Below are 21,594 nucleotides of genomic sequence, written 5' to 3' on the forward strand. Positions count from 1 at the left end.
CGTTCCCTGATATGTCGGCGGCGCCAAGCCTCAGCCCGGCATCGCCGGTTCCGCGACGGGCCGACGGCGACGCTTCTGCCGACGGCCGAGGCCAATCATGACCTCACCGATCGCCAGGGCCAGAAACACGCCGGCGAGGATCTTGCCCGCGTAGTCCCAGTCCATCGGCTCGCCGGGGGTCACCACGAAGAACACGATGCCGGCGACCACGTGCAGCCCGACCACGGCGGCCCACAGGCAGGCCAGGCGATTGCCCAGCGGCAGGCGGAAGGGGCGCGGGGCGTCGTTGCTCAGCCTCAGCTTGATGAAGGCCAGGCACATCAGCACATAGGGCATCATGAAGATCATCGCGAAGATCGACAGCAGGGTCCAGAACAGGCCCTCGGCGGTGTCGGCCACCAGGCCGTAGACCAGCATCACCAGGATGCTCACCGTGGAGGCGAGCAGCGCCGAGCCCACCGGGGTGTCGTGGCGCGGGTGCACGATGCCGAACACCCGGGGGAACTCGCCGGCATGGGCGGCCTCCACCGCGGCGCGGTTGGTGCCCATGCTCCAGGTCACCATGTTGGTGAAGAAGGTGAAGAGCACGAAGCCGCCCACCAGGTTGGCCAGCAGGCCGCCCCAGCCATCGTGGCCGTACATGTTGAACAGCGACTCGGCGAAGATGGTGGTCACGTCGGTCTGGTCGGTGGGCACCGCGGCCAGCACCCCGATGGTGCCCAGCACGTTGAAGGCGGCGATCAGCAGCCCCGAGGCCAGCACCGCCCGGGGGATGTCGCGGCGCGGCGCGACCATCTCGGCGGCGCTGCAGCAGGCCAGCTCGGTGCCCATGATGCCGTACACCATCACCCCCAGGGCGGCGATGGACGCCGGCGAGGACGGCACGATCCCCTCCAGGGTGAAGGGGTTGGCGAAGCCCTCGTTGAAGCCGTAGCGCAGGCCGCCCACCACCAGCACCAGCACCGAGATCAACTTCAATACCGCGCCCAGGTTGGGCAGCCACTTGCCGAAGCGCAGGCTCGCGCTGGTGCACAGCGAGGTCACCAATGCCAGGCTGCAACCGATGAAGATCTGCAGCCACAGGCTCATGTCGGGGAAGTAGAAGGCGCTGAGCATGCTGGCGAACAGGATATAGACCGAGGGCATCCACAGGGCGTTGTTGACCCAGTACATCCAGGACACCCGGGCGCCCCAGCGAAAGCCGAAGGCCAGGCGTACCCAGTGATAGACGCCGCCGTTGCTCGGATAGGCGGTCCCGAGCTCCGAGGTCATCATCGCCATGGGCAGGAACAGCAGCACCAGCACGTAGGCCCACCAGAACAGGCTTGTCGAGCCCAGCGAGGCGGCCAGGGCGATCTGGTCCATGAACAGCATCGCCGAGACGGTGTACAGGGTGACGTCGCGGCACCGCAGTACCTTGTTCTTGTTGACTTCCATGAGAAAGACTCCAGCCAGGAGGAAAGGCAGCGTGACGCGCGTATCGGCCAGCGAACGCCCGATACGCGAAGCGGGAAGGGACGAGGGGCCCGCGCGGCGGTCATGCCGCGCGGGCGGGCCTCACCAGTGCCCGGCGGCGCGCAGGTCCTCGACGGTCTCGAGGATGCTGTCGCGCAGCACATCGACGATGAAATCGACTTCCTGGTGGGTCAGGGTCACGGCGGGGGACATGACATTGAGGTGCACGATCGGCCGCACCAGCAGGCCGCGCCGCTCGGCGCGCAGGTGCACCCATTCGCCGATGTTGAGCGCCTCGGGGAACAGCTCGCGGGTGGCCTTGTCGGCGACGAATTCCACGCAGGCCATGAAGCGCTTGGCGCGCACCTCGCCGACGATCGGCAGCTCGGCCAGGGTGGCCAGGCGCTCCTCGAAGTAACGCCCCACCTCGCGGGCCCGCGGCAGCAGCGCCTCGCGCTCGATGATCTCGATGTTCTTCAGCGCCGCGGCACAGGCCACCGGGTGGCCGGAGTAGGTAAAGCCGTGGCTGAAGCAGCGCCCGCTACCGGGCTCGGCGATCACCTCCCACAGCCGCTCGGAGAAGATGCAGGCGCCCAGCGGCTGATAGCCCGAGGTCAGGCCCTTGGCGGTGGTGATGATGTCCGGCACCACGCCGAACTCGTCCTCGGAGGCGAAGAAGTGGCCGAGCCGGCCGAAGGAGGTCACCACCTCGTCGGAGATATAGAGGATGTCGTGGCGCTGGCAGACCTCCCACATGCGGCGGTGATAGCCCTCGGGGGGAATGATCACGCCGCCGGAGCCCATGATCGGCTCGGCCAGGAAGGCGCCGATGCACTCCGCGCCGACCTCGGCGATCCTGGCCTCGAACTCCGCGATCAGGGCATCGAGGAACTCGGCCTCGCTGCGACCCCGCGCCTCCCGATAAGGGTAGGGGCAGCTCAGGTGGTGAATGCCCTCGGAGAGGAAGTCGAACTCCGGCGGGCGGTCCGCCTGCTTGCCGCCCAGCGACATGGTCAGGTAGGTCGAGCCGTGATAGGCGTTGATGCGGGTGATGACCTGCTTCTTCTCGGGCTTTCCGCGACAGTTCTGGTAGAAGTGCACCAGGCGGATCGCGGTGTCGACCGCGGTGGAGCCGCCGGTGGTCAGGAAGACGCGGTTCAGGTCGCCCGGGGCCAGCTCGGCCAGCTTCTCGCTGAGCTCGATGGCGCGGTCGTTGGCCATGTCGGCGAAGGAGTTGGAGTAGGCGAGACGGCGGGTCTGGTCGGCGATGGCCTCGACCATCTCCTCGCGGCCCAGGCCGATGTTGGTGCACCACATGCCACCCACGGCATCCAGATAGCGCTGGCCCTCGGCGTCCTGGATATGGGCGCCGTCGCCGTCGACGATGGTCAGCGAGCCCTGCTCGCGATGGTCGTCGAAGACGTGGTAGCCGTGCATGTAGTGCGCCTTGTCGGCGTCGGTGAGGCGGGCATTGTCGAGATTGGAAAAACGTTTCGATTCGGTGATATTGGTCATACGCATCCTGACGGCGGCAAAGAGTGGCGGCAGTATAGGCAGCCCCCCGACGCCGCCCCCATACCCCAATTGGGTGGGGTCAGGGCGCCCCGTGCCCCTGCCCCGCCCCGGAGGCCGACCATCGCGACGCCATCGCCCCACACCCCCGACACGCCCTCGCCGGGCCTCTCGCTGGCCGCCCTCGAAGGCTGGCACCGCGCCCTGGCCGAGGCCCATGCCCGGTGCCGCCAGCCAGGCTTCACCGAGGCCCTGATCGCGGCCATCGACCGCCTGGTACCCACCGAATCGACCCTGGTGATCCTCGAGGACGCCCGCCAGGCGCCCCGGCTGCTGTACCAGCGCGGCATTCCGCCCGAGGGTCGCGACCGGATCCTCGGGCGCTACTTCTCCCGCGGCTACCTGCTCGACCCCTTCTGCCTGGCCGTCGACCAGGGCCTCGGCGAGGGCTTCCACCATCTGGCCGAGATCGCCCCGGACGACTTCTTCCGCAGCGAATACTATCGGGTCTACTACCTGGAGGCGGGCTCGGTGGAGGACTGCTACTTCCTGCTCGACCTGGCGCCCGGGCAGCGCATCTCCATCTGCCTCTACCATGGCCTGAGCGCCGCGCCCTTCACCCGGCCGGAACTGGACACCCTGCGCGCCCTGGCGCCCATGGTCCTCGCCCTGGGGCACCAGCACTGGCAGACCGCCGACACGCCACCGGCCGATGCCTCGCCGAATCCGCTCACCGACCGCCTGCGCGGCGCCTTCCAGCGCTTCGGCGCCGAGCGGCTCACCGAACGCGAGCAGCAGGTGTGCCGGCTGCTGCTGCGCGGCCACTCGGCCAAGTCCAGCGCCCGGGAACTCGATATCTCCCCGGAGACGGTACGCATGCACCGCAAGAACCTCTACGCCAAGTTCGCGGTGAGCTCTCAGGCCGAGCTCTTTTCGATCTTCATCGACTGGATCGACCGCTGAGGCTCCCCGCTTTATCATCGGCGATACATCCGCATCGCCCAGGAGGCCCCATGGCATCCCTGCAGGACCAGCTGCGCGGCCTGGTCTACTCCACCGAACACGGCGACACCTGCCCCGACTGTCGACAGCCGATCGATGACTGCCGCTGCGCCGAGGCCGCCGAGGAAGAACGCCTGGCGGGCCTGGACGGCATCGTCCGCCTGCACCGCGAGACCAAGGGGCGCAAGGGCAAGGGCGTGACCCTGGTCGAAGGCGTGCCGCTCAAGGCCGACGAGCTCAAGGCCCTCGCCAAGGAGCTCAAGAAGCGTTGCGGCACCGGCGGTGCCCTCAAGGACGGCGTGATCGAGATCCAGGGCGACCAGCGCGAAGTGCTCAAGGGCGAGCTGGAGAAACGGGGCTATAAGGTCAAGCTGGCCGGCGGCTAGGTGCGAAAAGTGTCTGCGCTCGGCTATACGGCGTTAAAAATCGGCTCAAAGTCCTCATTTACAGCTTGTAAACTCCGGCTTTTCGCTGATTTTTGCCTTGTCTAGCCTTCGCTCGTCGACTTTTCGATGCAAGCCCGTTCGTCCAGCGCGGCCAACCCGTTCTCGGCACTCGCGACATAAGCCAGCGCTTCCCGAGAGTCGAAAACGTGTCGGGCTCGTCGATTTTCCGGATCAGGCCGGGTCGGCGGGACGCAGCGCCATGTCTTCCAGTCCTTCGACCAAGGCGGCCAGGCCCGCCTCGGCGCCGGCCGCGACCTTGAGCGCGTAGAGGTCGTCGGCGCGGGTGCGGCCGAGGTTGAGGCAGGCCAGCGGCTTGCCGGCCCGGGCGGCCTCGCGGGCGAAGCGAAAGCCCGAATAGACCATCAGCGACGAGCCCACCACCAGCAGCCCGTCGGCCTCCGCCACCAGGGCGAAGGCGTCATCCACCCGGGCGCGCGGCACGCTGTCCCCGAAGAACACCACGTCGGGCTTCCAGATGCCATCGCCACAGCGCATGCAATCCGGCACCCGGAAGTCGGCGAAGTCCGCCTCCAGGTCGGCGTCGCCGTCCGGACCGGCCCGGGCGCCGCGATCGAGCCAGTCGGGATTGCGCTCGGCCAGTTCGGCGTGCAGGTCATGGCGCATGCGCGTCGCCCCGCAGCCCATGCAGCGCACCCGGTCGGCCCGGCCATGCAGCTCGATCACCTCCCGCGAGCCGGCCCGACGGTGCAGGCCGTCGACGTTCTGGGTGATCACTCCCGCCACGTGACCCATCGCTTCGAGCTTGGCCAGGGCCCGGTGAGCGCCGTTGGGGCGCGCCTCCTGCAGGACGCGAAAGCCGATCAGCGCCCGTGCCCAGTAGCGCTGGCGGGCGGCGTGACTGCCCATGAAGACCTGATGCTGCATGGGCGGCGAGCGCTTCCAGTCGCCGCTGTCGTCACGGTAGTCGGGGATCCCGCTGGCCGTGCTGACCCCGGCCCCGGTGAGCACAGCAAGACGCGGCGTACGGGCCACGAAGTCCACCAATGCCTCAATGTCGCTCATCTCACTTTTCATTCCTCGCCACTCACCACTCACCACTCACCACTCAACGAACCGAGCATGGCCCCCGGGGCACGAGGTTGTCTAGAATAGGCAGGATCTCCCACGGGCAAGGACTCCCGATGGCCTGGCTGGAATACCTGCTTCCGCTGATCTTTCTGTTCCCCCTGGCGGCAACCGCGGTGATCGTGGTGGCCCTGCGCAATCTGCACGACGCCCGGGTCAGCTCACCCTTCGACGCCCATCGCCTGCGCGAACCGGGTCAGTCACTGCGTGATCGCCTGGACCGCGCCTTCGCCAGCCTGTTCCTCAACGGCGCCCTGGGGCCCATCATCACCCTGGCCCCGCTGGTCTACGGCATGGGGCGCATGCTGTTCGCCAGTCAGCAGAACTGGCTGGAATGGGGGCTGTACGGCGCACTCTCCACCCTGCTGGTGCTGGTGTTCTGCTTCCGGCTGATTCGCGACTTTCAGCGCATCCGGCGCCTCAAGCTGGGGCTGGCCTGCGAGCTGGCCGTGGGCCAGGAGCTCTCGCGCCTGATCCGCCCCGAAGCACATCCCTACTATGTCTTTCATGACGTGGTCTTTCATGACGTGCCAGGGGGCGGCGACACGCTGGACCATGTGGCGGTGACCCCCCACGGTGTCTTCGCCATCGAGACACGCGCCCGCACGCCGGCCGTGCTGCCCTCGGGCGAGGAGCGCAATGTCGTCGTCGTGGAGAGCGAGCGGCTGCGTTTCCCCGGCTGGAAGGAGCGCCGTCCCCTGCGCGAGACCCGGCGCGCCGTGCGCTGGCTGGCAACCTGGCTGGAACGCGAGACCGGCCGCAAGGTGCCGGTACAAGGCGTGCTGGTGCTACCGGGCTGGCACATCCAGGACAGCGCCGCGGTCAGCGACCTGCTGGTGGTCAGTGGCGACACCCTGGCGGATCAGTTGCCGCTGCAGCATCCCGGCGAGTTCGATCCCGCCACCCACGACGCCGTGATCCGTGCCCTGCGCCAGCGCGTCGCTGCAGCGGCGCTCAATCGAACACCGCGATCCTGACGCGAGAGGCGCAATCGCCCCGACCCAGACGCACCAGGCTGCTCGAGGCGGGAAAGTCCGCCAATGACCGGGCATCGATGCCGATCCGCACCTCGGTCAGCAGCCGATTGCCGCGCCCGGCGCACTCCAGCCGCAGCGCCCGCCCGGTATCCTCCCCGAAAGCCGCCTCGAAGGCCTCGATCAAGGCGTTGCGCGCCACCTCACCGCCACGATGGATCACCAGGAAGTCGGCGAAGGCACTGGCATTGACCGCCTCCACGAGTGCAACCGACGTGTCGAACAGGTCTTCTGCGGTCACATTCAGACAGGCCGCATGCTTGGCGTACTGATAACGCCCCAGACAACTGGCCCGCCCCGGCATGACGCTATCCAGCTCTCCCGCCAGGTCATCGGGCAGCTCGAGGGCAGGGTGGCGACAGAAACCGCCTTCCGGGCGCTCATGCTCGATGAAGCAGCCCTGGCGCCACCAATGACGGCGCTCGACGCCGCGCTCGCTCAGCCGGTGCGGCAACGAGGGCCAGAGCCCGTGCAGCACGAAGCCTTGCTCGGTGCCACGCCGCAGCTCCGGCTCGCGACATTCCCTGGGCGGCCGGGAGCGACTGGCGCAGAAGCCGGGGTGCCAGGTCAGCGCCAGGGTGTAGTGATCGAAACCGCTCGCCGCGATCGACGGCACCTCGGCCCTGGCCGGCGAGGCACCGAACAGCGCCACGCCCAGCAGCAGTATCGACAGCAGCGCCTGCCAACGCCGGGCCGGCGGCGTTGCGGCTCGTGCCGCCAGACATCTGGACATCGCAACCTCCCGACTTCTTCAACCTGTGCCGTGCCCGCCGCGCCCTCAATCTCCCTTGAGGCGCCCGCCCATCTCCTGCGCCAGATCGACGGCGAAGTGATCGGTCATGCCACCGATGAAGTCGAGCATGCGCCGATAGCTGTCATAGAGCGACCATGACGGCAGGGGGGTATTCTCGCCGATCAACGCCAACACCCGTTGGTGCTTGAAGTTGGAATGGCCTGTGTGGTGCAGCTCGTGAGCGGCACCGATAAAGGCCTCGAGCAGGATACCCAGGGTCGTGTAGGCGCCGATCTCCAGCTTGGCCTTGCGCTCGTTGCGAAAGATGCGCTTGCGCGCCAGGTCCTTGGCCGACTTGACCCCCCAGTCCAGGTCCGGGTGGCAGAGTTCCAGCAGGTCATGGCGCAAGGTACCGCTCAACAATTCACCCTCGTGCTGGACGAAGACCTTGGCCACTTCGTTGACCGCCTGCTCCATGGCGGCACCACGCAGGGCCGCGATGCGCCGACGCTGGGAAACCCCTTCGCTCTGCATCGTGGCATAGTCCGGGGGTTCGCCACCGGCGATCTGGGTCAACACCTCGGCCACTTCCTCGAAACGCAGGATGCCCATTTCCAGGCCGTCCTCGAGATCGAGCAAGGCATAACAGATATCATCGGCGGCCTCCACCAGCCAGGCCAGCGGATGCCGGCACCAACGGTTCTCGCCATGAGGCAGCAGCCCCAGACGCTCGGCTACCTGATTCAACAGCGGCAATTCACTCTGATAACAGCCGAACTTGCCGGCGGTCCCGCCATGGGCCACCGTCCAGGGATACTTGAGCAGCGTGCCCAGGGTCGCGCCGGTCAGCCGCATGCCGCCGCGAAACTGGTTGTACTCGATCTGAGTGACGATGCGAAAGCCCTGGGCGTTGCCCTCGTAGGTCAGCAGGTCTTCGCGCTCCATGTCCGAGAGGCCATCGAGCAGGCCGCTGCCATCGGCCTCGGCACGCTTGAACCAGTCGCGAATGGCATATTCGCCGGCATGGCCGAAGGGCGGATTGCCGATATCGTGCCCCAGGCAGGCGGCCTGAACGATCACGCCCAGATCCGCCGGCGTGATATCCGACGGCAGGCGATGACGCAGCTCCTCGCCGACGCTCATGCCAAGCGAACGGCCCACGCAGCCGACTTCAAGGGAATGCGTCAGGCGGGTGTGGATGTGGTCATTGTCAGTCAGGGGGTGCACCTGGGTCTTGCGGCCCAGGCGGCGGAAGGAACCGGCGAAGACAATGCGATCGTGGTCCTTGTGAAACGGGCTGCGTCCGATCTCGCCCCGTGCCGCACCGCGTTCATCGTGCAGCCGGGCGGGGTCGAGCAGGCGTTCCCAGGTCATCTGCGTCATGGGCGACCTCCTTGAGGCTCCCATTCTGGCACCGGGACCCCGGCTCGCCCAGCCACACGAGGCGGTTTTTCGCTTATTCCAGCCGTTTCTTGATCATCAGCGCATAAACCAGCCCGGCGAGCAGCAGGGCGATGGCGAACAGGTAGATGCCGATCGAGATGCCGCTGCTCCACAGGATGCTCCAGTCGCCACCGGAGATCGACATGGCGCGCCGCAGGTTGAATTCCATCTGCCCACCCAGCAGCAGGCCGAGCACTACCGGCACCGTCGGGATCTCGAGCTTGCGCAGTACATAGCCGAGCACCCCGAAGGCCAGCATCATGTAGAGATCGAAGGGGCTGTTGTTGAGCGAGTAGATGCCGACAAAGGCCACCAGGGTCACCATCGGCATCAAGAACCAGGACGGCGCCTGCAGCACCTTGGCGAAGAAGCCCACCAGCGGGATGTTCAGCACCAGCAGCATGACGTTGCCGATGAACAGCGCCGCCACCAGCCCCCAGACCATGTCCGGCTGCTGCTCGAAAAGCAGCGGGCCCGGCGTGATGTTCATCGACAGCAACAGCGCCAGCAGGATCGCCGTGGTGCCGCTGCCGGGGATGCCCAGCGAGAGCATGGGGATCAAGGCGCCCCCGGCGGCGGCGTTGTTGCCCGCCTCCGGCGCCGCCACGCCACGCGGATCGCCCTCGCCGAACTTGCCCCTGGCGCCCCACCAGCGCTTCTCCAGCACATAGGAGAGAAAGCTGCCGAGCGAGGCCCCGGCGCCGGGCAGCACGCCGGAGATGAAGCCGATCACCGAGCCCCGCCCGATGGTCGAGGCGCAGTCGAGCGACCGTCGCATGCCCGGAATGGCCGAGCCGATCCGCATCGCGGCGGTCGCCTTGTCGCGGTCGCGCTCGAGAAACAGCAGGCACTCGGAAACCGCGAACAGCCCCACCAGGGCGACGATGTAGTCGATGCCGTCGTAAAGCTCGTACCAACCGAAGGTGTAGCGGGCCACGCTGGAAACCGGATCGATGCCCACGGTGCCCAGCAGCAGACCCAGACAGGCGGCGATGAAGCTCTTGGTGAAGCTGCCGCTGGTCACCCCACCGATGGTGGCAAACGCCAGCACGAACAGGGCGAAGTATTCGGCGGGCCCGAAGCGGATCGCCACCTTTACCAGCAGGGGCGCGAACAGCGTCAAGCCGATGGTGGCCACGGTCGCGCCGACGAAAGACGCCACGGCGGAGAGTCCCAGCGCCTCGCCACCCCGGCCGGCGCACGCCATCGGATAGCCGTCCAGCGTCGTCATCATCGCCGGCTCGTCGCCGGGAATATTGAGCACGATAGAGCTGATCCGCCCGCCGTACATGCAGCCATAGTAGACGCTGACCAGCAGGATCAGCGCCGCGGTGGGGGCCAGGCCGAAGTTGAAGGCCAGGGGAATCAGCAGCGCCACGCCGTTGACCGGCCCGAGCCCCGGCAGGGCCCCGATCAGGGTGCCGATGGTGCAGCCGATCAGCGCCAGCAGCAGGTGCTCGGGCTGCAGCGCCACCGCGAAGCCATGGGCGAGAAAATCGAGAATTTCCATAGAGAAAGGCTACACACTCAGTCCGGGCATGTCGGGCAAGGGGATGCCCAGGGCGAACTCGAACAGCACGTAGAGCGCCAGCCCCAGCAGCACGCCATACGGCAGGGCCTGTCGCCACGTCGCCCCGAACAGGCGCATCAGCACGACGGTGGCTACCAGGGTCGAGGGTATGAACCCCCAGGGCTCGAGGAAGGCGGCATAGGCCCCCAGCAACAGCAGCACGCCGAGCTGGCGACAGAGTGCCGCCGCGCCCGGCCAGCGGTGATTGAGGCCGGGGCGAGCGATCAGGTAGAGCGCCAGCAGCCCCAACGGCACGCAGACCAGTTGAGGGAAGACCCCCGGCCCCACCGGCTGCATGAAGCCGGTAACGAAGGTCCGGGCATGCCACCAGGCCCCCAGCGCCAGCAAGGCGAGGACCACCCCGGCGACACGGTCGCCGAGGGTGGCACGGTCGGGCGATACCTCTTCGCTCACTGAATGACTCCGATCTCCCGGGAAATGGCCTCGACGTCATCGATCGACTCGCGCACGAAGTCATTGAACGCCTCGCCACCCCGCCACAGCGGCACCAGGCCATTCTGCGCGGCAACCTCCTTCCACTCGTCGCTCTCGTAGAGGGTCTCGAGGGTATCGACCATGGCGGCATAGTCGTCGTCCGACACCTCGCCGCCGGTATAGAAGCCGCGCCAGTTGTAGCCGGTCACGTCATAGCCCTGGGACACGGCCGTCGGTAGCTCCTCGAAGGGTTCGGGCAAGGGTTCCTCGGCCAGCACCGCCAGGGCACGGACGTCGCCGGACTCGATGAACCCCGCGATCTCGCCCAGGTCGGTGGACACCACATCCACGTGGCCACCCATCATCTGGGTCACGGCGGGGCCACCGCCATCGAACTGCACCCAGCGCAGGGCGCCGATCCGGTCACCGGGCAACCCCGCCGCCTTGGCCAGCCGCAGGGCGCGAATGTGGTCCCAGCCGCCGGCACCGCTGGAGCCGGCCATGGCCACCGAGGTCGGATCCTCGACGATGGCCTCGAGCAGTTGGTCGAGGGTCTCGTAGGGGCTGTCGTCATCGACCAGGATGACGCCCACGTCGGTGCCCAGCATGGCCAGCCAGCGCATGGTGTCGGCACCGCCCGGATAGCGTCCCTGGGCGATCTGGGTCATGCCCACGGTGCTGGTGGCCACCATCAGGTTGCTGTCGTCGGCTCGCTTGCTGGCCACGTTGGAAAACGCCACGGCCCCGACGCCGCCAGGCATGTTGGTCACCTGGACATTGCCGTCAACCAGGTCGAGTTCCCTCATCAGCTTGCCCACCGAGCGGCAGGTGAAATCCCATCCGCCCCCCGGATCGGCAGGCGCGATGCATTCGTCGATGGGCAGCGCCTGGCTCGGCAGGCTGACCGCCAGACCAAGACCCAGGACAGCCGAGGCACCCAGGCGCGGGATGATCTTCGTGGTAGTGATCGGCATATCGTTGCTCCTTCTTTGTTGTACCTTGTTGTATCGGTCGTGACGCCCCCAGGGCGGGCCCGTCCGGCCCCATTCCGAGAGGGTGGAGGGGCTCTCTCAGGTGACGCCTTTTTCCCGCAACTCCCTGCATTCTGCGTCGCTCATCCCCAGCTCGGCGAGGATCGCCTCGGTGTGCTCGCCGAGGCCCGGCACCGGATGATGCAGCGCCGCCGGCGCCTCGCTCATCTTCACCGGGAAGCCGGTGGTGGGGACCTTGCCATGTTCGCCCTGGTCGAGCTCCAGGGTCATCTGCTGGGCCTGGACCTGGGGATCGTCGAAGGTCTCGCGCAGGTCGTGGACGCGCCCGCAGGGCACGCCGGCCTCGTTGAGGTGCTCGATCCATTCCGCCACGCTGCGCGTCTCGATCACTCGGGTCAGGATCTCGCGCAATGCCTCGCGATTGGCCATGCGCCGCCGATTGTCGGCGAAGCGTTCGTCGTCCAGCAACGCGCGCATGTCCAGGGCACCGAGGAAACGCTCGACCATGATGTCGTTGCTCGGCGCAATGGCCACTTCACCGTCACTGGCCTGGAACAGACCGTAAGGATAGAGCATGGGATGATCGTTGCCGGTGCGCCTGGGCACCTCGCCGGTGGCAAAGTACTCCGCCGCCAGGTAGCCCATCATGCTGATCAGGCCATTGGTCAGCGCCGTCTCGACGATATCGCCCTGTCCGGTGCGCTCACGCCGCACCAGGGCCGCACTGATGCCGAAGGCCAGATTCTGGCTGGCCACCATGTCGCTGATCGGCGGTGCGGCACGCATGGGCTCGCCGTCGGCGGGGCCGTTGACGCCCATGAAGCCACTCATCGCCTGGGCGATGAAGTCGTAGGCCGGGCGCTCGCGATAGGGACCGGTGGAGCCAAAGCCGTTGATGCGCCCGACCACCAGGTGCGGGAAGCGCTCGCGCAGGGTGGCATCGTCGAGCCCCATCTTGCCCATGACGCCGGGCCGGAAGTTCTCCACCAGCACGTCGGCGTCCTCCAGCAGGCGCGCCAGTATCGCCTTGCCCTCCTCCTGACGCAGGTCCAGGGTCAAGGAACGCTTATTGCGATTGAACTGGGCGAAATACCAACTGAAGCCGTTCACCATGTTGCCCTGGGAGCGCACGATGTCGCCGCGCCCGGGCGGCTCGATCTTGATCACCTCAGCACCATGATCGCCGAGGATCTGGGTACAGAAGGGACCCGAGATCACCCGGGTCAGGTCGATAACGCGAATGCCCCGCAGGGCGCCTTCGGCGTGGGGCGGCGTATCCGGCATCTTCATCCTCTCGCGGTGGGAACGGCGGAACAGTCACTGAGTGCCAGACGCGGTCCGGCCCTGGACACCTGGGCCGGCAAGGGCCGCCCCATCAGCCGCGCGGCGACCCTGGCAGCCTCGATCATGCCCTCGAGGTCCAGGCCGGTGTCGATGCCCATCTCGTCGAGCAGATAGACCAGATCCTCGCTGGCGATATTACCCGAGGCGCCGGGCGCGAAGGGGCAGCCGCCCAGCCCGCCGATGGCGCTCTCGTAACGATCCACGCCCAAGGCGAGCCCCTGCATCACATTGGCCAGCCCAATGCCTCGGGTATTGTGGAAATGCAAGGTCGGCACGACCTCCGGCGCGACCTCGCGAAGGTGACGAACGCGCTCGGTGACCAGCGGCGGCGTGGCCATGCCAGTGGTGTCGCCGAGCGAGACATGACGGATGCCGAGCGAGGCGAAGCGTCGAGCGATGCGCCCAACATCGCGCACCGCTACCTCCCCTTCGAAGGGACAGCCGAAGCTGGTGGCGATTGCCCCGCGCAGCTCGATACCGCTGCCCTCCAGTGCCCTGACCACCGCTTCGAAGCCTTCCAGTGACGCCGCCACCGAGCGATTGACGTTCTTGGCGTTATGCGTCTCCGAGGCCGAAACGAACAGCACCACGGCATCGGCACCGGCTTCCAGCGCCCGCTCGGCACCTCGCGGGTTGGGCACCAGTGCCGAGAGATGCGCATCCCGACGGTCACGCAGTGCAGCCGTCAGCGCGTCGGCATCGGCCAGCGCCGGCACCGCCCTGGGGCTGACGAAGGACGTCAGCTCGAAGGCCTTTACACCGGCATCCAGCAGGGCATGGATCAGTTCGAGCTTCTCGGCGGTGCTCAAGATCACCGACTCGTTCTGTAGCCCATCGCGGGGCCCGACTTCGGTGACCTGCACCCGTCGGGGCAGACGCTCGGCGGTGGCGGACATGAACGGCTCCTGTCGACGAATGCCCTCGAGGGGCGCACGCCCCACTATAGGCACCGGGTTGGCCGGCTCACATTCGCCTTTTGTTGATGAACCGGTAGTCAGCTCGGTTTCGGGCTTCCCTGAAGGGTATTTACAACTTACAGGATCGCGTCACCTTCGCCGTTCGAGCATTTCGCTCGCTAAGCATCTGCCATAGAATTCCCTGCCAAAGGCGTTATCGACAGAATAAATCATCAATGTCGTGCGTCTATCGACGTCTCCTTATCTAAGCGAACGCTGTTCTACGCCATGAGCGGCTCGCCTATCATCACAAGGCACGGTTTCATGCATTCGACCTCCTCGACACCGGATAGCGCGTCCCGACGCGACACCGGCTTCTTCGGGCACCCTGGGGCCCTGGGATCGCTCTTCTTCACCGAGATGTGGGAGCGCTTCTCCTACTACGGCATCCGCCCATTGCTGGTACTCTTCATGGCGGCCAGCCTCTACGATGGGGGGCTTGGCTTCAGCCGCGCGGATGCCGCCGCCATCGTCGGTATCTACGCCGGGGCGATCTATCTGTCGGCGCTGCCCGGCGGCTGGCTCGCCGACAACTGGCTCGGCCAGCGACGCGCTGTCTGGTACGGTTCCATCCTGATCGCGCTGGGGCATCTGGCCATCGCCCTCTCCGCCCTGTGGGGCGCCACGATGTTTTTCATCGGCCTGCTGCTGATCGTGCTCGGCTCGGGGCTATTCAAGACCTGCATCACGGTGATGGTGGGCAGCCTCTACGATGAGGGCGATGCCCGGCGGGACGGCGGTTTCGCGATCTTCTACATGGGCATCAACATCGGCGGGCTTCTCGCGCCGCTGTTCACCGGCCTGCTGATGCGCGAACACGGCTGGCACTGGGGCTTCGGCCTCGGCGGGCTGGGCATGCTGGCCGCCCTGCTGATCTTCCGGCTATGGGCGATCCCCGCCATGCGCCGCTCCGACGACCTGCGCGGACGTACCTCCAGCTGGGATGCGCCGGCCGTTCGCCGACGCGGCGTGGGCCTGACCGTATCCGCCTTGTCCGCCCTGACGGCCCTGTTCGTGGCACTGGTCGCCACCGGCGTGATCGCCCTGGACCCCGTCGCCATCGCCGAGGGCATGACCAGCGTGATCATCGTCTGCGCCCTGGCCTTCTTCATCTACCTGCTGTGTTTCGCCGGGCTCGACAATCGCGAACGTGCCCGCGTGGTCGTGGCCTTCCTGCTGATCGTGGCCTCGGCCTTCTTCTGGGCCTCCTTCGAGCAGCAGCCGACGTCCTACAACCTGTTCGCTCACGACTACACCGACCGCGCACTGTTCGGCTGGGAGATTCCCACCGTCTGGTTCCAGTCGCTCAACTCGATCTTCATCGTCCTGCTCGGCCCCTTGTTCGGTTGGCTGTGGCCGGCACTGGGGCGTCGTGGCCTGGAGCCCAGCAGTGCCACCAAGTTCACCCTCGGCCTGCTGTTCGCCGCTGCCGGTTTCGGCCTGATGATGCTGGCTGCCCAGCAGGTGATCAGTGGCGACACCCGGGTCTCGCCGCTGTGGATCACCAGCAGCTTCCTGCTGCTGACGCTCGGCGAGATGTGCCTGAGCCCGGTGGGCCTCTCGACCATGAGCGAGCTGGCCCCGATGCGCCTGCGCGGCCAGCTGATGGGCCTGTGGTTCACTTCACTGGCGCTCGGCAACCTGGTGGCCGGCCTGATCGGCGGGCATGTCAACGGCGAGGAGCTCCAGCAGTTGCCCGACCTGTTCGGCCGCTCGGCCATTGCCCTGGTACTGTGCGCTATCGTTCTGGCGCTGCTGACACCGCTCATCAAGCGTATGCTCAAGGGCACAGCGAACGCCGACCCGGCGCCGTCCACTCACACAACCGGAGCTTGATCCATGTCCAGTGAAGCCCCCACCACCCCGGCAGAACGCCTGGCGGCCCTGCGCGACGCCATGCGCGAGCACGGTATCGACGCCTGGTGGCTGCCGTCCTCCGATCCGCACAATTCCGAGTACCTGCCGGAACACTGGGCCGGCCGGGCCTGGCTGTCGGGTTTCGATGGCTCGGTGGGCACCCTGGTGGTCACCCGGCACGCCGCCGGTATCTGGGTCGACAGCCGCTACTGGGTGCAGGCCGAGGCGCAACTGGCCGGTACTGGCATTGAGCTGATGAAACTGCACCCCGGCCAGGGCGATGCCCCCATGCAGTGGCTGGCCGAGCAGCTCGACTCCGGTGCCACCCTGGGCTTCGACGCCGATGTCGTCGCCCTGGCCAGCGCTCGGCGCCTGGAAGAGGCGCTGTCACCGTCCGGCATTCGCCTGCGCGGCGACCTGGACCTGCTCGACACCATCTGGCCCGAGCGCCCGTCGCTGCCCGAGGCACCGATCTACGCCCACGACAGGGCCTACCTGGACGAGAGCCGCGGCGAGCGGCTGGCCCGGATACGCGAGACCATGGCCGAGCACGAGGCCGACTGGCACCCGGTCTCGACCCTCGACGACATCGCCTGGCTGACCCAGCTGCGTGGCGACGATGTGGACTTCAATCCGGTCTTCCTCGCCCACCTGCTGATCGGCCGCCAGACCGCCACGTTGTTCGTCGCCCCCGGCAAGCTCGACGATGCGCTCGAAGCGGCGCTGGCCGACGACGGCATCGCGGTGGCGGACTACGCCGACTGGCACCACCGCCTCGGCGAGCTGTCTGCCGAATCCAGGGTACTACTCGACCCGGCCAAGCTGACCCTGGGCACCCGCGAGGCACTCCCGGACGGCACCACCCTGGTCGAGGCCTACCAGCCCAGCACCCTGGCCAAGGGCCGCAAGAGCGACGCCGACCTGGCCCACGTCCGCCACGCCATGGAAGAGGACGGCGCAGCCCTGTGCGAATTCTTCGCCTGGCTCGAGGCGGCACTCGAACGCGGCGAGACGGTCACCGAGCTGACCGTCGACGAGGAACTCACCGCCGCCCGCGCCCGCCGCCCCGGCTTCGTCAGCCGCAGCTTCTCCACCATCGCCGCCTTCAACGCCAACGGCGCCCTGCCGCACTACCACGCCACGCCGGAGGCTCACGCCACCATCGAAGGCGACGGCCTGCTGCTGATCGACTCCGGCGGCCAGTACCCGGGCGGCACCACCGACATCACCCGAGTGGTACCGGTGGGCAGCATTACCGATGCCCACCGCGAGGACTACACCCTGGTACTCAAGGGCACCATTGCGCTGTCTCGGGCACACTTCCCGCGCGGCATTCCCTCGGCGCAGCTCGATGCCATCGCCCGCGCCCCGTTGTGGACCAGCGGACGCGACTACGGTCACGGCACCGGTCATGGTGTGGGCTACTTCCTCAATGTCCACGAAGGTCCGCAGGTGATCGCCTGGCACGCCCCGGTGGCGCCGCATACCGCCATGCAGCCCGGCATGATCACGTCCATCGAGCCCGGCGTTTACCGCCCGGGCCAGTGGGGCATTCGCATCGAGAACCTGGTGGCCAACCGTCCCGCCGCCGAGAGCGAGTTCGGTGACTTCCTGCGCTTCGAGACCCTGACGCTGTGCCCCATCGACACCCGCTGCATCGAGCCCTCCCTGCTCGACGACAGCGAAATCGACTGGCTCGACGCCTACCACGCCGAGGTCCGCGAACGGCTCGCACCCAAGCTCGAGGGCGACGCTCTGGCCTGGCTCGAGAAGCGTACCCAGCCGCTTGAACGCGGCTAGGAGAACTTCTGCTCTACCATTGAGCTGTACCCGAAACGACGAGGGGCGCCGGCATGGCCAGCGCCCCTCGCGCGTCTCGGGCGGAACCTCACCCCCTTTCCTGGCTGAGCCCCGACCTATCCGCGGGCGCCTTCCTGGCCAGGACATTGAAGAGCAGGTTGAGCAGGATCGCACTGATGCCCCCCAGGGTGATGGCACTGTTCAACACGCTACGGAGCCCATCCGGCAAGGCGTCGAAGAAAGTCGGGTTGCAGACCACGATCATCGCCATGCCGATGCTGACGCCGACGATGATCAGGTTGCCGTTGTCGTCCAGGTCCACCCGACCGATGATCTTCAGCCCTGTGCAGGTGATGCTGCCGAACAGGACCACCCCGCATCCGCCCAGCACCGGCAGCGGGATGCTAGTCGCGATGGCCGACAGCTTGGGAAAAAAACCCAGCAGGATCATCATCCCCCCACAGACGGCGACAACCCAGCGACTCTTGACGCCCGAGACACGGAGCACGCCGGTGTTCTGGGAGAACGTAGTGTAGGGAAAGGAGTTCATGATCCCGCCCAGCACGGTCCCCAGACCCTCCGCACGCAGCCCGGCGGTCAGCTTGCGCTGGTCGACGCGCTTGTCGCAGACCTCGCCGATGGCGATATAGTCCCCGGTAGATTCCACCATCGTCACGACCATGGCCAGGATCATGGCCACGGAGGCCGACAGCGAGAAGGTCGGCGGCCCCATGGCAAAGGGATAGACGACCGCCAGCCACTCAGCCTGACCGACATTGGAAAAGTCCACAAGCCCGAACAGGGCAGCCACCAGGGTGCCGACCACCAACCCCAGCAGGATCGCCGTGCGCGCCCAGATCCCTCGCCCGAACTTGATCACTGTAATGACGAACAGCATGGTCGCCAGGCCGAGCACCATGTCCGGGGTCGCCACCTCCTGGGGCCCAAAGCCTCCGCCACCGCCCATCCACATAATGGCCACGGGAAACAGCGACAGGCCGATCACAGCGATCACCGTTCCGGTTACCACGGGTGGGAAGAAATGCAGCATGCGGCTCCAGTAAGGCGCTACCAGAAAGGCGAAGAGACCGGCCACGATCGTGGCCCCGAACATGGCATTGAAGCCCCCGGAGGACCCGATCATGATCAGCGGTGGAATCGCCGCAATGGTGGTGCCTTGTACCACCGGCAGCTTGACGCCGATCCCCGTACCGAGAATGCCCAGACACTGAATCAGCGTGCACAAGCCGCTGGTCACCAGGCAAGCGCTCAGTATCAGGGTCACCTCGCTGGGTGACCACTCCAGCGCACTGGCGACCACCAGCGGCGTCACCGCGAGGCTGGCATAGGCCGCCAGCAAGTGCTGCAGCGACAACATAAGCGTCTGCTGAGCCGGCAGGACCTCGTCCACCGATGCGCCATCATCTTTGTCGTTGTTCATGGCATCATCCCCTCGTCGTTGCGTGTTCGGTTTCAGCGGAAGCTCTTGTCCCGGAGCGCGCACGCCTTCTCCGTCAGGCGGATGACCACTTCTTCTTCCTCGATGCCGACCGGCTTCTTGTTATCCAGCAACAGCTGCCCATCGACGATGCTATAGAGGACGTCATCGGCGCGGCAGGAATAGACCAGCGCGGCCTCCGGCGAATACGCCGGCGCCGAGTGGATGGTGCCGATATCCACCACAATGATGTCCGCCAGCATGCCCTCGGCCAGGCACCCGGTATCCAAACGGTGCATGGCGATGGCCGCGTCCCGGGTCGCCATGCGGAGCACGCGATCAAGCGGGAGGATCTCGGGATCGATATTGGCGTTCTTGTGCGTGATCGCGGCAAATTTCATCTCCTGGAACATGTCCAAGGTGTTGTGGCTCGCCGGCCCATCGGTGGCCAACCCGACATGCACCCCGGCCGACAATAGCTCCCGCATGGGCATATTGCCGGAGCAGAGCTTGGCATTGCTGATCGGACAGTGCGCCACCTTGACGTCGAGATTGGCCATCAGGGCGATGTCCTCAGCATTGAGCGCTGTACAGTGGGCCGCCGTGACATCGGGCCCCAGGACGCCCAGAGACGCCAGCCACTGGGTGGGCGTGCAGCCGTAATGCTCGCCGACGTACTTCAGCTCCTGCATGCCCTCGGCGAGATGGGTATGGATACTGATGCCATGCGCGTCGGCCACTTCGCGACACAGCCGCCATAGCTCCGGGCCGCAAGAATAGGTGGCATGCGGCGACAGTCCCACCTGGAGACGTCCCTGATACCGGCCGTGATACTTTTCCACCTTGTCGCCGAAGTCCTCCAACGCCCGCCAGGAGTAGTCATTAACATCCGCATAGAGGCCACGATCGGCGAAGCCGAACCCCAGAGTGGCACGCAGCGGCACCGTTTCCAGCGCATCGATCTCGGGGGTTACGGAGTAGGCATCGAAGTGCTCGTTGAAGCTGGTAATCCCAGCCTTGAGCATCTCGATGAGGCCTACCTGGCTGGCCAGTAACAGCGTCTCGTGATCGAAATTCTGCTTCATCTTCCACATGTGGCCGAGCCACTCGAAGAGCTTGGCATCCTCGTTCAAGCCCCTCAGCAGGACGTTCGAGCCGATATGGGTATGGCAATTCGAGAACCCCGGCATGACCACGTTGCCCATGGCATTGATAACGCGACCGGCCTCCCAGTCGCCAAGGGTGTCGTCTGTCCCGACGGCAAGGATCCGGTTCCCCTTCACGAGCACGATGCCATCGTGCAGAGCCTTCCCGCCGTCCATCGTCTTGACGTAGCCATTCACGATGGCGATATCCGCTTTCATGGTTGTTTTCCTTCATTCACGATGAAATGGCACCGGCCACTGAGTCCGCGAGCACCGGCCCACTAGCCTTCGGCCAGTGTGAAAAAGCAAAGCAACCACCTCGCCGATCGTAAAGAAAAATTTACAGAACGCCGTGTGCAATAAAACAACACACACAGGACCCTCTCATGTCGATTCTCTCCAAGGAGGTCATGGCCTTCTTCGTAATTGCCAAGACCGAGTCCGTTCGGCTGGCCGCCGAAAACCTGCATATATCCCCATCGGCTCTCAGCCGTCAGATACGGATCCTGGAAGAACAGCTGGGACAGCGACTCTTCCTGCGACAGTCGCGCGGCGTCACTCTGACCGTGCATGGTCGATATTTCCTCCAGAAGATTACCGATATCATTCAGCAGGAGTCGGAGATCGTGAAGCACATCGGCAATCTCGGCGAGGGAAAGCCCAGGCGCATCTCCATGGGCATCATGGAGTGCTTGAGCACCGAGGGCTTCGGCAGGATGCTGTACGACCTTGGACAGGAAACACGCGACTTTCTGGATATTCGGGTCGGAACCACCGACGAACTGGTGGAGAAACTGCTCAAGCAAGAAGTCGACTTCATCGTCGCCTTCAACACGCCCCGGGACTCACGGATCCGCTTCGTCCATGAGTTTCCCTGCGCTATCGGTCTGGTGTGCCACCCCGGTCATCCACTGGCTCGGTCGCACAGCACGACGCTGGAGCGTGCCCTGGAGGAGGACATCGTCCTGGCCGACAGCAGCCTATCAATCTACAGCCGTGTCGAGTACGAAATCATGCGACGCCGAAAGTCGGCCAGTATCACGCTGCGCACGAACTCCATTTCACTGCTCAAGCGAGTGGTCGCCGGGGGAGAAAGCATTACCCTGCTGTCCCGGCTGGATATCCTCGACGAGCAGGCGAGAGGGGAGTTGGTCTTCGTGCCTTTCAGCAACAGTCGAATGAGCGAGTCGCTCGAGATCGCCGTGCACCAGGATGCCGCACTTGAAGCCGTGTCGCGAGATACCATCGCGCGCATTGACGAGCGTCTGACCCGCCTGACCGGCTCGACACAATGAGTGGAGCCACAACTCCCCATCACCGGGCCACCATGCAGCACCCAGCAGTCT

Annotated in this window: 18 protein-coding genes; 6 read left to right on the top strand and 12 right to left on the bottom strand. The window is 66.1% G+C overall.

The features are described from left to right. Window positions 1-30 precede the first annotated feature (30 nt). Window positions 31-1,437 (bottom strand): APC family permease, encoded by a 1,407-nt coding sequence (locus RSO41_RS00375; protein ID WP_315616660.1) that lies wholly within the window; start codon window positions 1,435-1,437, stop codon window positions 31-33. Window positions 1,438-1,557: 120 nt separating this feature from the next. Beyond that, window positions 1,558-2,970 (bottom strand): aminotransferase, encoded by a 1,413-nt coding sequence (locus RSO41_RS00380; protein ID WP_315616662.1) that lies wholly within the window; start codon window positions 2,968-2,970, stop codon window positions 1,558-1,560. Between the two features lie 69 nt (window positions 2,971-3,039). Here RSO41_RS00380 and RSO41_RS00385 point away from each other — a divergent pair, with 69 nt between their 5' ends. Further along, on the top strand, window positions 3,040-3,930 hold the full coding sequence (locus RSO41_RS00385; protein ID WP_315616664.1) for a helix-turn-helix transcriptional regulator: 891 nt from the start codon (window positions 3,040-3,042) through the stop codon (window positions 3,928-3,930). Window positions 3,931-3,980: 50 nt separating this feature from the next. Next, window positions 3,981-4,355: a translation initiation factor Sui1 gene (locus tag RSO41_RS00390; RefSeq protein WP_315616666.1), complete on the top strand. Its 375-nt coding sequence runs from the start codon at window positions 3,981-3,983 to the stop codon at window positions 4,353-4,355. Window positions 4,356-4,586: 231 nt separating this feature from the next. Here the strand turns inward: RSO41_RS00390 and RSO41_RS00395 are convergent, their stop codons facing one another. Then, a complete protein-coding gene (locus RSO41_RS00395; protein WP_315616668.1) occupies window positions 4,587-5,438 on the bottom strand; it encodes an NAD-dependent protein deacetylase in 852 nt (283 codons plus the stop codon). A 119-nt stretch (window positions 5,439-5,557) separates the two neighbouring features. On the opposite strand from RSO41_RS00395, the gene RSO41_RS00400 reads away from it, so the two are divergent. Continuing rightward, window positions 5,558-6,478 (top strand): nuclease-related domain-containing protein, encoded by a 921-nt coding sequence (locus RSO41_RS00400; protein WP_315616670.1) that lies wholly within the window; start codon window positions 5,558-5,560, stop codon window positions 6,476-6,478. Here the strand turns inward: RSO41_RS00400 and RSO41_RS00405 are convergent. The 7 genes from RSO41_RS00405 to RSO41_RS00435 all read right to left on the bottom strand — a co-directional run bounded on the left by RSO41_RS00405 (window position 6,456) and on the right by RSO41_RS00435 (window position 13,948). Continuing rightward, window positions 6,456-7,268, bottom strand: a complete 813-nt coding sequence (locus RSO41_RS00405; RefSeq protein ID WP_315616672.1) for a ribonuclease T2 family protein — start codon at window positions 7,266-7,268, stop codon at window positions 6,456-6,458. The two genes, RSO41_RS00400 and RSO41_RS00405, sit on opposite strands and share 23 nt — an antisense overlap. Before the next feature lie 45 nt (window positions 7,269-7,313). Continuing rightward, on the bottom strand, window positions 7,314-8,651 hold the full coding sequence (locus RSO41_RS00410; RefSeq protein WP_275288179.1) for a deoxyguanosinetriphosphate triphosphohydrolase: 1,338 nt from the start codon (window positions 8,649-8,651) through the stop codon (window positions 7,314-7,316). 73 nt (window positions 8,652-8,724) lie between these two features. After that, window positions 8,725-10,221 (bottom strand): tripartite tricarboxylate transporter permease, encoded by a 1,497-nt coding sequence (locus RSO41_RS00415; protein ID WP_315616676.1) that lies wholly within the window; start codon window positions 10,219-10,221, stop codon window positions 8,725-8,727. 9 nt (window positions 10,222-10,230) lie between these two features. Further along, window positions 10,231-10,695 (bottom strand): tripartite tricarboxylate transporter TctB family protein, encoded by a 465-nt coding sequence (locus RSO41_RS00420; RefSeq protein ID WP_315616678.1) that lies wholly within the window; start codon window positions 10,693-10,695, stop codon window positions 10,231-10,233. Continuing rightward, entirely contained in the window at window positions 10,692-11,690 is a 999-nt protein-coding gene (locus tag RSO41_RS00425) for a Bug family tripartite tricarboxylate transporter substrate binding protein (RefSeq protein ID WP_315616680.1), read from the bottom strand. Before RSO41_RS00425 ends, RSO41_RS00420 begins: the two co-directional genes overlap by 4 nt. Before the next feature lie 96 nt (window positions 11,691-11,786). Beyond that, window positions 11,787-12,992, bottom strand: a complete 1,206-nt coding sequence (locus tag RSO41_RS00430) for a CoA transferase (RefSeq protein WP_315616681.1) — start codon at window positions 12,990-12,992, stop codon at window positions 11,787-11,789. A gap of 2 nt (window positions 12,993-12,994) precedes the next feature. After that, entirely contained in the window at window positions 12,995-13,948 is a 954-nt protein-coding gene (locus tag RSO41_RS00435; RefSeq protein ID WP_315616683.1) for a hydroxymethylglutaryl-CoA lyase, read from the bottom strand. A 324-nt stretch (window positions 13,949-14,272) separates the two neighbouring features. Here RSO41_RS00435 and RSO41_RS00440 point away from each other — a divergent pair, with 324 nt between their 5' ends. Together RSO41_RS00440 and RSO41_RS00445 are read left to right on the top strand one after the other, a co-directional pair. Continuing rightward, on the top strand, window positions 14,273-15,844 hold the full coding sequence (locus tag RSO41_RS00440; RefSeq protein ID WP_315616685.1) for a peptide MFS transporter: 1,572 nt from the start codon (window positions 14,273-14,275) through the stop codon (window positions 15,842-15,844). Between the two features lie 3 nt (window positions 15,845-15,847). Further along, window positions 15,848-17,665, top strand: a complete 1,818-nt coding sequence (locus RSO41_RS00445) for an aminopeptidase P family protein (RefSeq protein WP_315616687.1) — start codon at window positions 15,848-15,850, stop codon at window positions 17,663-17,665. A gap of 88 nt (window positions 17,666-17,753) precedes the next feature. On the opposite strand, the gene RSO41_RS00450 is transcribed toward RSO41_RS00445, so the two are convergent. Both RSO41_RS00450 and RSO41_RS00455 read right to left on the bottom strand, forming a co-directional pair. Further along, complete coding sequence (locus tag RSO41_RS00450) at window positions 17,754-19,106, bottom strand: nucleobase:cation symporter-2 family protein (protein WP_315616689.1); 1,353 nt, start codon at window positions 19,104-19,106, stop codon at window positions 17,754-17,756. Between the two features lie 32 nt (window positions 19,107-19,138). Further along, window positions 19,139-20,467 carry an amidohydrolase gene (locus RSO41_RS00455; protein WP_315616691.1) on the bottom strand — a complete coding sequence of 443 codons (1,329 nt, stop codon included), beginning with the start codon at window positions 20,465-20,467 and terminating at the stop codon, window positions 19,139-19,141. A gap of 167 nt (window positions 20,468-20,634) precedes the next feature. On the opposite strand from RSO41_RS00455, the gene RSO41_RS00460 reads away from it, so the two are divergent. Then, window positions 20,635-21,543 carry a LysR family transcriptional regulator gene (locus tag RSO41_RS00460; RefSeq protein ID WP_315616693.1) on the top strand — a complete coding sequence of 303 codons (909 nt, stop codon included), beginning with the start codon at window positions 20,635-20,637 and terminating at the stop codon, window positions 21,541-21,543. Window positions 21,544-21,594: the final 51 nt, after the last annotated feature.

Source organism: Halomonas sp. I1 (assembly GCF_032334135.1).
In the GTDB taxonomy this organism is placed as follows: domain Bacteria; phylum Pseudomonadota; class Gammaproteobacteria; order Pseudomonadales; family Halomonadaceae; genus Halomonas.